Annotated in this window: 14 protein-coding genes; 3 read left to right on the top strand and 11 right to left on the bottom strand. The window is 67.7% G+C overall.

Annotated features, from left to right (window positions below; all coding sequences use genetic code 11):
* Positions 1–12: 12 nt before the first annotated feature.
* From CGU34_RS08980 to CGU34_RS08970, 3 genes are all read right to left on the bottom strand, one after another.
* Positions 13–504, bottom strand: a complete 492-nt coding sequence (locus CGU34_RS08980; RefSeq protein ID WP_051513164.1) for a YceD family protein — start codon at positions 502–504, stop codon at positions 13–15.
* Positions 505–649: 145 nt separating this feature from the next.
* Positions 650–1147 (bottom strand): pantetheine-phosphate adenylyltransferase, encoded by a 498-nt coding sequence (coaD, locus tag CGU34_RS08975; protein WP_036296894.1) that lies wholly within the window; start codon positions 1145–1147, stop codon positions 650–652.
* A 76-nt stretch (positions 1148–1223) separates the two neighbouring features.
* Positions 1224–3395, bottom strand: a complete 2172-nt coding sequence (locus CGU34_RS08970) for an ATP-dependent DNA helicase RecG (RefSeq protein WP_036296891.1) — start codon at positions 3393–3395, stop codon at positions 1224–1226.
* A gap of 81 nt (positions 3396–3476) precedes the next feature.
* Here CGU34_RS08970 and rsmD point away from each other — a divergent pair, with 81 nt between their 5' ends.
* The gene (gene rsmD / locus CGU34_RS08965) at positions 3477–4031 is read left to right on the top strand and encodes a 16S rRNA (guanine(966)-N(2))-methyltransferase RsmD (protein ID WP_036296888.1); all 555 of its coding nucleotides are present in this window, start codon (positions 3477–3479) and stop codon (positions 4029–4031) included.
* A gap of 21 nt (positions 4032–4052) precedes the next feature.
* On the opposite strand, the gene thiL is transcribed toward rsmD, so the two are convergent.
* Positions 4053–5042, bottom strand: coding sequence for a thiamine-phosphate kinase (gene thiL, locus CGU34_RS08960; RefSeq protein ID WP_036296886.1), 990 nt, complete (start codon positions 5040–5042; stop codon positions 4053–4055).
* Between the two features lie 286 nt (positions 5043–5328).
* Here thiL and CGU34_RS08955 point away from each other — a divergent pair, with 286 nt between their 5' ends.
* Positions 5329–5805, top strand: a complete 477-nt coding sequence (locus CGU34_RS08955; RefSeq protein ID WP_036300869.1) for a DUF3515 family protein — start codon at positions 5329–5331, stop codon at positions 5803–5805.
* An 18-nt stretch (positions 5806–5823) separates the two neighbouring features.
* On the opposite strand, the gene CGU34_RS08950 is transcribed toward CGU34_RS08955, so the two are convergent.
* The 6 genes from CGU34_RS08950 to leuC are packed head-to-tail and all read right to left on the bottom strand — an operon-like array spanning position 5824 to position 12195.
* The gene (locus CGU34_RS08950; protein WP_036300872.1) at positions 5824–6912 is read right to left on the bottom strand and encodes a D-alanine--D-alanine ligase family protein; all 1089 of its coding nucleotides are present in this window, start codon (positions 6910–6912) and stop codon (positions 5824–5826) included.
* The gene (locus CGU34_RS08945) at positions 6818–7945 is read right to left on the bottom strand and encodes an NAD(P)H-dependent glycerol-3-phosphate dehydrogenase (protein ID WP_036300875.1); all 1128 of its coding nucleotides are present in this window, start codon (positions 7943–7945) and stop codon (positions 6818–6820) included. Before CGU34_RS08945 ends, CGU34_RS08950 begins: the two co-directional genes overlap by 95 nt.
* The gene (locus tag CGU34_RS08940) at positions 7935–8699 is read right to left on the bottom strand and encodes a lysophospholipid acyltransferase family protein (RefSeq protein WP_036300879.1); all 765 of its coding nucleotides are present in this window, start codon (positions 8697–8699) and stop codon (positions 7935–7937) included. The genes CGU34_RS08945 and CGU34_RS08940 overlap by 11 nt, the downstream gene beginning before the upstream one ends.
* Positions 8700–8703: 4 nt before the next feature.
* On the bottom strand, positions 8704–10086 hold the full coding sequence (murA, locus tag CGU34_RS08935; protein WP_036300882.1) for a UDP-N-acetylglucosamine 1-carboxyvinyltransferase: 1383 nt from the start codon (positions 10084–10086) through the stop codon (positions 8704–8706).
* 11 nt (positions 10087–10097) lie between these two features.
* Complete coding sequence (gene leuD, locus CGU34_RS08930) at positions 10098–10709, bottom strand: 3-isopropylmalate dehydratase small subunit (RefSeq protein ID WP_036300885.1); 612 nt, start codon at positions 10707–10709, stop codon at positions 10098–10100.
* Position 10710: 1 nt separating this feature from the next.
* Positions 10711–12195 carry a 3-isopropylmalate dehydratase large subunit gene (gene leuC, locus CGU34_RS08925; protein WP_232711618.1) on the bottom strand — a complete coding sequence of 495 codons (1485 nt, stop codon included), beginning with the start codon at positions 12193–12195 and terminating at the stop codon, positions 10711–10713.
* Positions 12196–12634: 439 nt separating this feature from the next.
* On the opposite strand from leuC, the gene CGU34_RS08915 reads away from it, so the two are divergent.
* Positions 12635–13528 (top strand): hypothetical protein, encoded by an 894-nt coding sequence (locus CGU34_RS08915; protein WP_157811267.1) that lies wholly within the window; start codon positions 12635–12637, stop codon positions 13526–13528.
* A gap of 141 nt (positions 13529–13669) precedes the next feature.
* Here CGU34_RS08915 and CGU34_RS08910 read toward each other — a convergent pair whose 3' ends face one another.
* On the bottom strand, positions 13670–14758 hold the full coding sequence (locus CGU34_RS08910) for a TerC family protein (protein ID WP_198517728.1): 1089 nt from the start codon (positions 14756–14758) through the stop codon (positions 13670–13672).
* Positions 14759–14872 lie beyond the last annotated feature (114 nt).

Genomic DNA, 14872 nt, shown 5'->3' with positions numbered 1-14872 from the left:
TTCGTTCGAGTCTTAGGGGTTCTGGTCCGGCTCGCGGGCGCTCGCTGAAGCGTCGTCCTGGGCCAGTTGCCTGAGCGCCGACCAGCGTGGATCGAGGTCGGAACTCAAAGAAGTACTATCCGTATCGGCCAGTCGCTCGCCCGTTACCGGGTCCAACCCGGGGCAATCCGGCTGGCATACCGGCTGAAACGGAAGCGACAGAATGACCGCATCCCTGACAAGAGTTTCAAGATCCACGTGATCGTCTTGAACCTCGAAGTCAGATGTTTCCTGTCCAGGGTACGCGAAAAGCTCTTGGAATTCGACTTCGAGGGGCGCGGCGATGTCGATCAGGCAGCGGCCGCAGATCCCGACGTACTCCCCGTGCGCCTCTCCGGTGACCAGAATGCCCTCGTGGACGGACTCGAGCCTCACATCCACGTCGATCGCGCCGCCCTGCTCGAGGTGGACGAGGCCTTCGCCCCATCGCTCGGCGAGGGTCACCTCGAAGTCGTGCTCGCGCATCTCGCCCGGACGGCGCTCGATGTCGCGGACGTTGATGGCGAATGGTCCTGGCCTGCGGTTTCTCACGGGGGACCATGCTACCCGCGGTGCGCTGCGTCGGGGTCAGCCGACCCGCGCGCCCGGCCTGCCAGCACGCGAGGGGGCTCTAGCCGGCGCTGGTTCCCGTGGCGAGGAATCGCGCGACGGGCGCCGGTACGTAGGGCGAGACATCCCCGCCCAGCCCCGCAACCTGACGCACGAGCGAACTCGACACGAGAGCGTGGGACGGATCGGGCAGGAGAAAGACGGTCTCCACGTGCGCGAGGTGACGATTCACGATCGCCATGGGCGTTTCGTAGACGACGTCGATCTGCGAACGGATGCCTTTCACGAGCACTCCCGCACCCACATCGGTGGCGTAGTCGACCAGGAGGCCCATGCTCCACGACGCGACGATGATCTCACCGTCGATCCCGCTCTCGGCGATCGACTGCTCGAGCAACTCCAGACGGTGGGCGATGGGGAGCATCGCTTCTTTGTCGGGGTTGTGCACGACGAGGACGTGCAGCGAGTCGTACAGCGATGCAGCGCGACGGATGACATCGAGATGGCCGAGGGTCGGCGGGTCGAACGAACCCGGAACGACCGCGATCCTGTTGTTCACTCGGCCAGCCTATCCGCGCTCACCGCACGTGACCGAGCAGCGTTACGTCCGACGGCGCTTCTCGGCATACTTTCGATCAGTTGCGCGCCATCGCCGCGCGGTCCTCGACGTCCAGACGACGATCGATGGCACGAGCGAGCCCGGTATGGGCGCTCAGGTCCGGATCGTCGCGAAGAATCCCCTCGGCTTCAGCGCGCGCTTCGGCGATGAGCGGAGCATCCGTCACAACGCGCAGCAACCGTAGCGACGAGCGAGCGCCCGATTGGATGTCTCCCAGCACATCGCCTTCACCCCGCAGCTCGAGGTCGACCTCGGCGAGTTCGAAGCCGTCGAGTGTGCGCGCCACGGCCTCGACGCGGGCGCGAGCGGGCGTTCCGCCCGGCGCCTCGGTGACGAGCAGACACAGGCCGGGGACGCCTCCGCGGCCGACACGGCCCCGCAGCTGGTGCAGTTGCGAGACACCGAAACGGTCGGCCTCGAGGATGATCATGGTCGAGGCATTGGGAACGTCGACGCCGACCTCGATCACGGTGGTCGCGACGAGCACGTCGATCTGGCCGTCGGCGAAGGCCCGCATCGTCGCATCCTTCTCATCCCCGGGCATGCGCCCGTGCAGAATCGAAACGCGCAGGTCGGCGAAGTCGGCGCGAGCGGCGAGCATCCGATCCACCTGCACCACCCCCCAACGCTCTCGCGCCGACTCCCCCGCGACGGGTGGAGCCTCGACGGTGTCGTCGGTCGCCGCCTTGCCCGTGGCCTCGACATCGATCGCGGGGCAGACGACGAAGACCTGATGCCCCTTCGACACCTCTTCTGCGGCGCGCTGCCAGACACGCTCGAACCAGGCCGGGCGCTCCCCGACCGGCGCAACGAAGGTTTCGATGCCGGCGCGGCCGGCGGGCATGGTTCGGATGGTCGACACGTCCAGGTCGCCGAAGACGGTCATCGCGACGGTGCGCGGAATCGGCGTCGCCGTCAGGACGAGGGCGTGCGGGCTGGAGCCCTTCGCGCGCAATGTCTCACGCTGCTCGACGCCGAAGCGGTGCTGCTCATCGACCACGACGAGGCCGAGGTCGGCGAAAGTGGTCGTGTCACTCAGGAGCGCGTGTGTTCCGATCACGATCAGGGCCTGCCCCGACGCGACACGGAGCGCTGCGCGGCGCCGATCCGCGGCACCCTGCTGACCCGTGAGCAGGGTCGGCATGAGTTCCGGAGCCAGATCGGGTCCCAGCATCCGGGCGATCGAGCGCACGTGCTGCCCGGCGAGCACCTCCGTCGGAGCGATCAGCGCGGATTGTCCGCCGGACTCCGCCACCTGCAGCATCGCGCGCAGGGCAACGAGAGTTTTGCCCGACCCCACCTCACCCTGGACGAGCCGGTTCATCGGCCACGCGCCGACCAGGTCGGCCGCGATCCGTTCACCGACGTCGTCCTGGTCGGGTGTCCGCGAGAACGGCAGCGCCGCGTCGAAGCGCTCGAGGTAGCCGCCCTCCTGTGCCGGGCGCGGGCGAGCCGACAGGGCGCGGACCGCGGCACGCTGCTGGAGGAGCGCCGTCTGCAGTACGAGGGCCTCGTGCATCCGCAGCGTTTCGTGGGCGATGTAAACGTCGGTATCGGACGCCGGGCGATGGATCTTCTCGAGGGCATCCCGCGCCGGCACCAGACCCTTGCGCGAACGCAGCGCAGCGGGGATCGGATCGTCCACCTCACCGAGGGCGTCGAGCACGATCGCGATGATCTTGCCCAGCTGCCAGCTCGCGATCGTCGACGTGGCGGGATAGATCGGGATCGGCAGGTTCGCATATTCCTGGGCGCTGCGACGTGCGGTTTCTTCGTCGTCGAAGAGCTCGTAGTCGGGGTGTGCGAGCTGTTTGGTCTCGCGGTACTCGCCGACCTTGCCCGCGAAGATCCCCCGCCGGCCCGCGTGGAGCTCTTTCAGACGCCACGTCTGGTTGAAGAACGTGAGCGTGAGGCGACCCTGCCCGTCGCTGATGACGACCTCGAGAATCGACCCTTTGCGTGCCTGCATACGACGTTCGCCCGCGCTGACGACCTCGGCGACGATCGTGACCTGCTCCCCCACCGGCAGATCGCGGATCGGCGTCAGCTCACCCCTCTGGGCGTAACGCCGGGGATAGTGGGCGAGCAGGTCGCCGACCGTTCGCATGCCAAATGCTCGCTCGAGGGCCGCGGAGGTCTTGCCACCCACGACGCCCTCGAGTCGGGTTTCGAGAACCACCGACGACATGCCACGACTCTAGTTCGCGGGTGGGACGTCGCTGTGCCCGGCGTGTGCGTCATCGGTGCGCGCGGTTTGTAGGGTGAGGGGATGACCCGGATCATCGCCGGCGACGCCCGCGGCATCCGGCTCGCCGTCCCCGCTCGCGGCACACGTCCCACGAGCGACCGCGTGCGCGAGTCGCTCTTCGCCGGGATGGAGTCGGCGGGTGCGCTGGACGACGCGCGCGTCCTGGACCTGTACGCGGGTTCCGGCGCGCTGGGCCTCGAGGCCCTGTCTCGGGGTGCCGCATCCGTCGACCTGGTTGAGTTGTCTCGCCCGGCCGCGGCGATCGCGCGCGAAAATATCGGCCGGGTCGAGCGATCCCTCGGTCGTACGGGGCTCGGACGCGTGCACACGATCGCGGCGGATGCGTACTTGCGCGGCCCCGTCGGCCCCTTCGATCTCGTGTTTCTCGACCCGCCCTACGAGCTCGGAGAATCGGAGTTGACCGCAACCCTCTCGCTCCTCGCGCCGCATCTGGCGGAGGACGGCCTGGTCGTCGTCGAACGTTCGCGGCACTCACCCGAGCCAGGATGGCCAGCGGGTCTGGCACTCGCGCGCGAACGCACCTACGGCGACACGGTCATCTGGCAGGCACACTGACGGGACACGCCCACGTCCGGCTCAGCCAATTCCGGCGTCCCAGTCCCGGTACGGGTCCCAACCGCGGGGTGCTCGGGGCTCACCATCCAGCAGCAACGGATGCGCACCCGCCGCTGTGACGTCGCCGATCACGCGGAATCCCTCCGGCAGGTCCGAGCCGCGGGCGAAGGTCGCGAGCAGCGCATGGTCCTCGCCGCCATCGATGGCCCAGCGCGGATCGCCGCCGACCTCAGCAATGCGAAGCGCGAGCGTCACCCCGGATGCTTCCGCCAGGCGCGTCGCGTCGAGAGCGAGTCCGTCCGACACATCCATCATGGCGGTGGCACCGGCATCCGCCGCCGCCACGCCCTGTCCGATCGGGGGCGACGGGCGCAGCTGGGCGTCGAGCGCCTCGAGCTCGGCCGCGTTGAGCGTCGCCCGGTCGACGGCGACAGGGCCCGAGCTATCCGTGAATCGCGAAAACAACAGATCGATCCCGCGCGCTGCCACACCGGCTGCCCCAGCCAATGCGACGACGTCCCCCGGGCGTGCGCCCGAGCGGAGCACCGGTGCGCGGCCCTCGAGCGATCCGAGAGCCGTCACGGCGATCGTCAGCGTGGACGAGATGGTCAGGTCACCGCCGATCACCGCGCAGCCGGGCGCGAGCGAGCTGCAGCACGCGGCAAGTCCCTCCGCGAGAGCGCGCACGAACGACAGGCGGGTGTCGGCGGGCATCGCTAGCGCGACGAGCAAGCCGGTCGGGCGTGCCCCCATCGCCGCGACGTCGGCGAGGTTCACCGCGGCTGCTTTCCACCCGAGATCGGTGCCCGACGACCAGGCCAGCCGAAAGTCCGGGCCGTGCACGAGCGTGTCGGTCGTCGCCACAACACGACCGTCCGGAACGCGTAGGACGGCAGCGTCATCGCCGGGCCCTACCTCGGCCCCCTCGGCCATGCCGACGCTGTCGAGAATGACGCGCAGGATGGTGGACTCGGCGAGGTCCCCCACCCGCGGATCGTCCAGTTCGGTCATCCACGTCTCCTCTGTATGCCGTCTGAGACAGACTTTGCCTGCTCCGACGGTGCCGGCCACCAGCCGCGCCTGCCACCGAACGCGCGGTTTCGCCGACCTCTACCCACGGTAGTCCGTTCACAATTCAGTCTCGCCGCGGGCAGCAGCCCGGCGCACAGCCGGAACCACCGGGGGCCCAGGGCTGCGGCTCGTCCGTGGAGACTGAATTGTGAACGCTGAGGTGGAAGCACCGGCCGCGCATGGCCCGCCGCGGGCCCGACCGACACGGCCTGGGTAGGCTGGAGGGATGCCCCCGCGTCGCCTGCTCGTCCTCTCGGCGGCAGTGCTCGTGTCGGCGGGCGTGCTGAGCGGCTGCACCGCACCCGTGGCCATGCAGCCCGCTCCGAGCGCGAACGATCCGCTCTGCGCCGAGGTCTCGGTGCGGCTGCCCGCAACGCTCGACGGCAAAGAGCGGCGTCAGACGGATGCCCAGGCCACCGGCGCGTGGGGTGACCCGGCCGCTGTGCTGCTGACGTGCGGCATCGAGCCGCCCGGACCGACGACGCTCCCGTGCAGCACGGTCGATGGTGTCGACTGGATCATCGAGGACCTCGGTGAGTTCCGCTTCCGTGTGACCACGTTCGGGCGGACGCCGGCGGTCGAGCTCTATCTCGACACGAACGTCGACACGGGCGTATCGAGTGCCGTCGTGCTCGAGGCGCTCGCCTCGTCGGTCGGACGGCTACCCATCGACGGGGCCTGCACCGACGTCCCTGTGCCCTAAAAGCCGAACAGACGCCCGTCAGGCGCGCTCGAGGGCCGTGTCGATCAGTTCGGTGATGAGCTCGGCGTACGACATGCCGGATGCGATCCAGCACTTCGGAAACATCGAGATCGGGGTGAACCCCGGCATCGTGTTGAGTTCGTTCACGACGAGCCCGTCATCGGTCAGGAAGAAGTCCACGCGGGCGAGTCCGCGCCCGTCCACAGCCTCGAAGGCTCGCGCGCCGAGCGCCTGGATCGCCTCGATCTCGGATGCCTCCAGATCGGCCGGGCAACGCACGTCCACGCCGTCGCCGCCGAGGTACTTGCCCTCGAAGTCGTAGAACTCGCGAGTCGTCAGCACGACCTCACCGGGTAGCGAGGCCCGGGCGGGTGCTCCCCCACGTCCCTCCAGCACGGCGACCTCGATCTCGCGCCCGACGAGCGCCGATTCGATCAACACCTTGTCGTCCTCGGCGAAGGCCAGGGCGAGGGCGTCATCGAGTTCGCCCAGGTGATGCACCTTCGAGACACCGACGCTTGACCCGGCACGAGCCGGCTTGACGAACAGGATTTCTCCGAGTGCCGCGGCATCCGTCCGCACACCCTCGGCGTCGCTGTCCCAGAGTGCGCGCCGCACGGTCACCCAGGGAGCGACCGGCACGCCCTCGGCCTGCAGCGCGATCTTCATGAAGTGCTTGTCCATGCACAGCGCAGAATCGAGCACCCCGCCACCGGCATAGGGCAGCTGGAGGGTGTCGAGGAACCCCTGGATCGTGCCGTCCTCGCCGTGCAGGCCGTGCAGGATCGGCAAGACGACGTCGATGGCACCGAGATCATCCACCGTTCCGTCGGCGCGGCGCACGCGCAGTTCACGCGCAGCGCCGCCCTCGGGCCAGACGATGCGGGTGCCGTTATCGTCGACCTCCGGCAGTTTCTCGGCATCGAGGGCGAACTTGTCGGGATCGTCGTCTTCGAGCACGAAGACCCCCGCGCGGGTGATGCCGATCGGGATTACCCGATACCGCTCGCGATCAATCGCCCGCAGCACCCCGCCCGCCGTTGCGGAGCTGATCGAGTGCTCGCTGGAGCGACCGCCAAAGAGCACCGCCACCGCCCGTTTGTGCATTCTGCGTCCTCTCGCCCCGGGGGGTGTCATCGTCGGTGGTCAGGTGTGGGGCGATCTGCTGCGGCTTCATCGTGCCATCCAGCACGCGCTTGACCTGCTCGACGATCGGCATCTCGACGCCGACCTCTTTCGCCAGCTGCAGCACGGGTGCGACGGATGCGAGTCCCTCGGCCGTCTGCTGCATCTGCTTCACGACATCCTGGAACGAGTATCCCTGACCGAGCAGTCGGCCCGCCGTGTTGTTGCGCGAGAGCGGCGACTGGCACGTCGCGATCAGGTCGCCGAGCCCCGCGAGACCCTGCAGAGTTTCGGGCTGCGCGCCGTAGGCCACCGCGAAGTCCGTCATCTCGACGAGTCCGCGCGTGATGATCGACGCCTTCGTGTTCTCGCCGTAGCCGACGCCGTCGACGATGCCGATCGCGACCGCGATCAGGTTCTTCAGCACGCCGCCGAACTCGGTGCCGATGACATCCGTGTTCACGAACGAGCGGAAATAGGCGTTCCGCGCTCGACGTGCGACGGCGTCCGCGGTCTCTTGGCTCGTCGACGAGATGACCGCCGCGGTGGGCTGCTCTCGCGCGATCTCGAGCGCCAGGTTCGGGCCGGATGCCACGGCGATGCGCGCTGGATCGCAGGCGAGCTCCTGCTCGATGACCTGGCTCATGCGCATGCCCGAGCGCCGCTCGACGCCCTTCATCAGGCTGATGAGCAGGGCGTCGTTGTCGGCGACCAGGGGGCGGACGGCTTTGAGGCTCTCGCGGAGGGCCTGGCTCGGTACCGAGAGGTAGATCTGCGTGGCACCGTCGAGGGCTTCGGAGAGGTGCGCCGTCGCCGTCATCGACCGGGGCAGGTTGACGCCCGGCAGATACTCGCTGTTGCGCTTGCCTTCGGCGATTTCGTGCGCCAGTTCGGGGCGACGGGCCCACATCGTGACCGCGGCACCACCGTCGGCGAGAATCTTGCCGAAGGTCGTGCCCCAGCTGCCGGCGCCGATGACGGCGACCTTCGGACCATCCGGAGCTTTACGACTCAAAGCGACCCGTCTCTTTCTGCGCGTGCGTGGCCGGGTTCCAGCGAACGGGCGGCGCCTTCTCGTCCCGCAGCTCTTCCAGCAGCGCGGCGATCGCGTTCATGAGACGCTCGGTCGCCTCGACCAGGGCGCCGGGCTGATGGTGGCGCCCGTCGAAGTCGGACAGGTCGAGGGGGTCGCCGACCAAGAAATCGACCGGCTTCCGCGGAGGCCAGAACCGGAGCTTGCCGCCGTACCTCGGCATGATCTCTTGCGCTCCCCAGTGGGCAACGGGAATCAGGGGAACACCGGATTCAAAAGCGAGCCGCACGGCGCCGGTCTTGCCGCGCATGGGCCACAGGTCAGGATCGCGCGTGAGCGTGCCCTCGGGGTAGACGATGATGCTGCTGCCGGTCGTTGCGAGGTGCTCGGCGCCCGACAGCGTCGACTTCGCCGACGACGAGCTGGAGTCGCGCGAGACCGGCACCATGCCGGTCGCCTTCAGCGCCCACCCGAGCACCGGCACACGGAACAGACTCTCCTTGACGAGGAACCGCGGCGCGCGGCCGATGTCCCACACCGTTACCGAGACGATGAGCGGGTCGAATTCGCTGTAGTGGTTCGGGGCGAGAATGAACGCCCCCTCGGTGGGGATCTTCTCGGCACCGTGGATGCGGATGCGGGCGAAGTACTTGGTGAACGGTTCGACGATGCCGCCGAGCAACCAGAAGACGCTCGGTCGTGTCTTTTCGCTTGATCGCGGGCGGGTCCGGGTCACCGGGTCACCCGACGATGTCGAAGTCGGCGCCGAGCGCGGTGAGCTTGTCGAAGAACTTTTCGTAACCCCGGCTGATGATGCCGACTCCGGACACGCGGGACTCGCCCTGGGCTGCGAGAGCCGCCACGACGTACGAGAAGCCTCCGCGCAGGTCGGGCACCTCGATGTCGGCACCGGTCAACGGCGTCGGACCGTTGATGACTGCGGCCTGCTCGAGCGCACGACGCGGGACGCGGCGCTCGCCCCCCTCGAGCCCGTGCGGGTGAACGACGATGTCGGCGCCCATCTTGACCAGAGCCTGGGTGAATCCGAGGCGGTTCTCGTACACCGTCTCGTGCACGGTCGACTCGCCCTCGGCCTGGGTCAGCGCGACGATGAGGGGCTGCTGCCAGTCGGTCATGTAGCCGGGGTGCACATCCGTCTCGACGATGACCGGCTTGATCGATCCGTCACGACGGAACAGAATGCCGTCTTCGCGGATGTCGAACCATCCGCCGGCCTTCCGGAACACGTTGAGGAACGTGAGCAGGTCCTGTTGCTTCGCGCCCGCGACGAAGATCTCGCCATCTGTCGCGAGAGCCGCGCAGGCCCACGAGACGGCCTCATTGCGGTCGAAGATGGAGCGGTGGTCGTAGCCGCGCAGAGTCTCGACACCCTCGATCAAGATGACGCGGTTCGGCTCGTACGAGATGATCGCGCCCATCTTCTGCAGCACCGCGATCAGGTCCATGATCTCGGGCTCGATGGCCGCGTTCTTCAGCTCGGTGATGCCCTTCGCCTTGACGGCCGTCAGCAGCACCTGCTCCGTCGCCCCGACGCTCGGGTACGGCAGCTCGATGTTCGCGCCGTGCAGGCCGTTCGGCGCCGTGATGCGGATGCCCTCGTAGCTCTTGTCGACGATGGCACCGAATGCGCGAAGCGCGTCCATGTGGAAGTTGATCGGACGGTCACCGATGCGACATCCACCGAGATCCGGAATCAGCGCCTCGCCCAGCAGATGCAGCAGAGGACCACAGAACAGGATCGGGATGCGCGAGGCTCCCGCATGCGCGTCGATCTCTTCGAAGTGCGCCGAGGCGGCGCCGCTCGGGTCGAGCACGAGGCTGCCCGGTTCATCGCCGTCCATGACCGTGACGCCGTGCACCTCGAGCAACGAGCGAACAACCGCGACGTCACTCAGTTCGGGCACATCACGCAGGATGCTGGGGGTCTCGCCGAGGAGCGCCGCCACCATCGCCTTGGTGACGAGATTCTTCGCGCCCTTGACCTCGATCGTTCCCCGCAGCGGCCGGCCACCCCGGATCGCCAGAACCTCTGCACTCACTTTCGCGCTCCGTCCTGGCCCCGACTTCTTGTTGCCCGCGGTGTCGTTCAGGAGTGTCGTCATGCGGTGCAGCCTTACTGTGCGGGAAGCGGCGGCACCGGTAAAGTGCGTGGCCTCCAGGGTTCGCGTCGCGCTTCGTAGGCGGCGATCTTGTCTTCGTTCCGGAGGGTCAGCCCGATGTCGTCGAGTCCCTCCAAGAGACGCCACCTAGTGTAATCATCGATCTCGAACGGGACCCGGATATCAGCGATAGCGACCTCGCGCGCCTCCAGATCGACCGTCATCTGCACGCCGGGGTTTGCCTCGATGAGCGCCCAGATGCGCTCGATCTCGGCCTCGGGGACCACACCTGTGAGTAGGCCTTGCTTTCCTGCGTTGCCGCGGAAGATGTCCGCGAAGCGGGGGCTCAGAACGACCTTGAAGCCGAAATCGCGGAGCGCCCAGACGGCGTGCTCGCGACTTGACCCCGTACCGAAGTCGGGTCCTGCGACGAGGACGGATGCTCCCTGATACGCGGGCTGGTTGAGCACGAACTCGGGGTCCTGACGCCATGACGCGAACAGTGCGTCCTCAAAGCCGGTCTTGGTGACGCGCTTGAGATAGACGGCCGGGATGATCTGATCGGTGTCGACCGCGGAACGCCGCAGCGGCGCCGCAATACCGGTGTGGGTAGCGAACTTGTCCATGTCAGATCTCCCCCGCCTCGACGCGCGCGTAGATGGGTGTGTCGTTGTCGTCGATCGTGTCGGCGATCACGTCGGCTTCGAGGTCGCTCGGGCTCGACAGCGTGCCGCGAATCGCGGTGGCAGCGGCGACGAGGGGCGAGACGAGGTGCGTGCGGCCCCCCTTGCCCTGACGTCCCTCGAAGTTGCGGTTGCTCGTCGAGGCACACCGCTCCCCCGGCGCGAGCTGGTCGGGGTTCATGCCGAGGCACATCGAGCATCCGGCAAAGCGCCATTCAGCGCCGAAGTCCGTGATGATCTTGTCGAGGCCCTCGGCCTCTGCCTCGAGCCGCACCCGCGCGGAGCCCGGGACCACCATGACGCGGACGCCATCGGCCTTCTTGCGACCCTCGATAATGGAGGCGAAGGCGCGCAGGTCCTCGATACGGCTGTTCGTGCACGAGCCCATGAAGACGGCGTCGACCGGGACATCCTTCATCCGCGTTCCGGCCTTCAGATCCATGTACTCCAGCGCCCGCTCGGCGGCGGCGCGCTCGTTCGGGTCCGCGATGTCTGCCGGGGTCGGCACGACGTCGCTCAGCGAGACACCCTGGCCCGGGTTCGTCCCCCACGTCACGAACGGTTCGAGCTCATTCGCGTCGAGGAAGACCTCGGCGTCGTAGACGGCGCCCTCATCGGACGGGAGCGTGCGCCAATAGGTGACGGCATCCTCCCAGTCCTGGCCCTGCGGCGCGTGCGGCTTGTCCTTCACATACGCGAAGGTCGTCTCGTCGGGCGCGACCATGCCCGCGCGAGCGCCCGCTTCGATCGACATGTTGCAGATCGTCATCCGGCCCTCCATCGAGAGGGCGCGGATGGCGCTGCCGCGGTACTCGAGCACGTAGCCCTGACCGCCGTTGGCGCCGATCTTCGCGATGATCGCGAGGATGATGTCCTTGGCCGTGACACCGGGCTTCAGCTCGCCCTCCACCGTGATCGCCATGGTCTTGAAGGGCTTGAGCGGCAGTGTCTGCGTCGCCATGACGTGCTCGACCTCGCTCGTTCCGATGCCGAACGCCATCGCGCCGAACGCGCCGTGGGTGCTCGTGTGCGAGTCGCCGCAGACGACGGTGATGCCCGGCATCGTCAGGCCCAGCTGGGGTCCGACGACGTGCACGATGCCCTGCTCTTTGTCACCCAGCGAATGCAGGCGCACGCCGAACTCCTCGGCGTTACGGCGGAGCGTGTCGATCTGGGTGCGGCTCGTCAGATCGGCGATCGGCTTGTCGATGTCGAGCGTCGGGGTGTTGTGGTCTTCCGTCGCGATCGTCAGATCGAGGCGGCGCAGGGGGCGGCCCTCGGCGCGCAGGCCGTCGAAGGCCTGGGGGCTCGTGACCTCGTGCACCAGGTGCAGGTCGATGTAGATGAGGTCGGGTTCACCGCTCTCACCCTTGACGACGAGATGGTCGTCCCAGACCTTCTCGGCCAGGGTGCGCGGGGCATCCGGCATGCGGGCCGCGATCTGCGCGGCGGAAGGCTCCGCTGTGCTGGACGCGGTGAACGTGGATTCGGGGGTGCTCATATCAGTCGTTCTCTCCTGTGAGGGTGGATCAAGCCCGCGACAGACTCCGCGACGAGTGAGGCCTGGGACTAGGACTCGTCGCGGCCACTAAGGAGAAGGCGAGCGATCAGCATCCGGCCAGGCTACCACCGCGCGGCGCTCCCCCGCCGTCGCCGGGCAGCGCGCGCCGGCACCGGGGCGGCGCGTCAGCACGCCTCGGGATGGCGCGAGTGGACGCAACATGCCGTGCGGTGTCCTCCGCCTACGGCATGTTGCGTCCTCTCGGTGCACAGATGGCCGCTCCTCCCCCGGTGCCCCGTCGAGTCCGGCCTCACTGAAATGGGCCGGAGGACACGCGGGGCCACACTCCCGTGACGATGATGCGCTGATGCCTCAGCCACGTGAACTTCCCCCAGAGCTTCGCGACCGCGCCTTTGCCGTCGCCGATGCGGTCGGGCGCGGAATCCTGGCCGACCGGCTGCGCCGCACGGATCTCGCGGCCCCGTTCCACGGCGTGCGTCGACCCGCACAACAAGCGGGTGGGTACTCCGACTGCATCGCGTACGCGACACGGATGCCTGCCAACCATGTCTTCTCGCATGTCACTGCCGCTCGCCTGCTCGGTATCCCCCTGCCCGCCCGGTTGTCGCACGACACACGAGTGCACGTCACGGCCGTCGACGGTCGCGCGCCCCGCGGCATCCGAGTCGCCGGATACGCCACCCGCCGCGAAACGCTCGTCGAGCGCGTCTCGGGCGGCCTTCGGGTGACATCAGCGCTGCGGACATGGACGGACTTGGCGTCGCAACTGAGCGTGGATGAACTCGTCGAAGCCGGTGATCGCCTGATCGGGCAACCTCGCTCACTGACCACTCATGCGGCGATGTCCGAGGCGATGGACGCGAGCGCGGGTCTACGCGGATACCGAACGCTCGTGCGCGCCTTCGAACTGGTGCGGCCAGGCTCGCGCTCGCCGCGCGAGACACGCGCGCGGCTGGCCCTCGTCCGCGCGGGGCTTCCGGAACCTGAGCTGAACGCCGAAATCGTCCTGCGCCGTCGGACGGTTCACGGCGATCTCTTGTATCGACGGTGGCGCGTTCTCATCGAGTACGAGGGCGACCACCACCGCGCCGATCCGTGGCAATGGGCACACGATCTCGAACGCTACAACGACCTTGCCGAGGCCGGTTGGCTCGTCATCCGGGCCTCGAAGACGATGACCGACGGCGACCTTGCCGCAAGAGCGGCACGCGCGCTTCGTTCGCGCGGATGGCCCGAGTAGTGGCGCGGTGCGCGCGCGCCTCGTCTCTACCTTCCCGAGAGGACGCAACATGCCGTGGGGCGTGACGCACGCACGGCATGTTGCGTCCTCTCGGTGTTTCGGGCTGGCGACCCCGGGCGCACGACCGCCGCCATGGGGTTCTCAGCGGGCGTCGGGGGCCGGGGGCTGCTCGACCGTCGGCGGCGTGCCCTTCTCATCCGCGACGACGGCAGCGGCCGCCTCTGGCGTTGCCGCGAGGCTGGCCTCGGCGACGCGACGGTCTCGGGACGAAGCGATCAGGCTCGCGACCGTCGCGACGACCATAGACGCCACGATCACACCGAGCGACGTCCATGTCGAGATCTCGGGAGCCCACTCGATGTGCTCACCGCCGTTGATGAACGGCAGTTCGTTCACGTGCATGGCGTGCAGCACGAGCTTCACACCGATGAACGCCAGGATGAACGCGATGCCGTAGTGGAGGTAGCGCAGGCGATCGAGCAGGTCGCCGAGCAGGAAGTACAGCTGGCGCAGGCCCATCAGGGCGAAGATGTTGGCGGTGAACACGATGAAGGGGCTCGTCGTGATGCCGAAGATCGCCGGGATCGAGTCGATCGCGAACAGCAGGTCCGTCACACCGATCGCCGCGAACACGATGATCATGGGCGTCCAGATCTTCTTGCCGTTGACCACGGTTCGGATCTTCTTGCCGTCGTACTCGTCGCTGATGTCGATCGTGCGGCGGAGCATCCGCACGATGAAGTTCTCGCGCTTGACCTCTTCATCGTGATCGCCCGGGAATGCCTGGCGAATCGCGGTCCACACCAGGAACGCGCCGAAGATGTAGAAGATCGGGCTGAAATTCTCGATCACGGCGGCGCCGACGAGGATGAACGCGCCGCGCAGCACGAGCGCGATGATGATGCCCACCATCAGCACCTCCTGCTGGTACCGGCGCGGCACCGCGAACTGGCTCATGATCAGCACGAACACGAACAGGTTGTCGATCGAGAGGCTGTACTCCGTCAGCCATCCGGCCACGAACTGCCCCGCGAACTCACCGCCCGCGAAGATCCACATCAATCCCGCGAAGATCAGCGCGAGGGTGACGTAGAAGACGACCCAGAGCGTCGACTCCCGCGTCGAGGGGATGTGCGGGCGCTTCAGGATCAGCAGCAGGTCGGCGGCCAAGATCAGCGTCAGCACGACGAGCGAGCCGATCTCGAACCACAGGGGAAGTTCCAGGTCCATGAGGGCCTTTCAAAGAAGAGGGAGGGTCGTTCGAAGACGAAAGTCTCTCCCTCGTCCGGATCGTGCCGGGCGGCGCACACCCGGGGCCGCGTCGTCGGGACCCGTGATGACGGA

Origin of the sequence: Microbacterium lacus, assembly GCF_002812805.1 — a bacterium.
In the GTDB taxonomy this organism is placed as follows: Bacteria; Actinomycetota; Actinomycetes; order Actinomycetales; family Microbacteriaceae; genus Microbacterium; species Microbacterium lacus_A.
The sequence above is the reverse complement of the archived record's forward strand: the minus strand, read 5'-3'. Positions and strand labels throughout refer to the sequence as shown.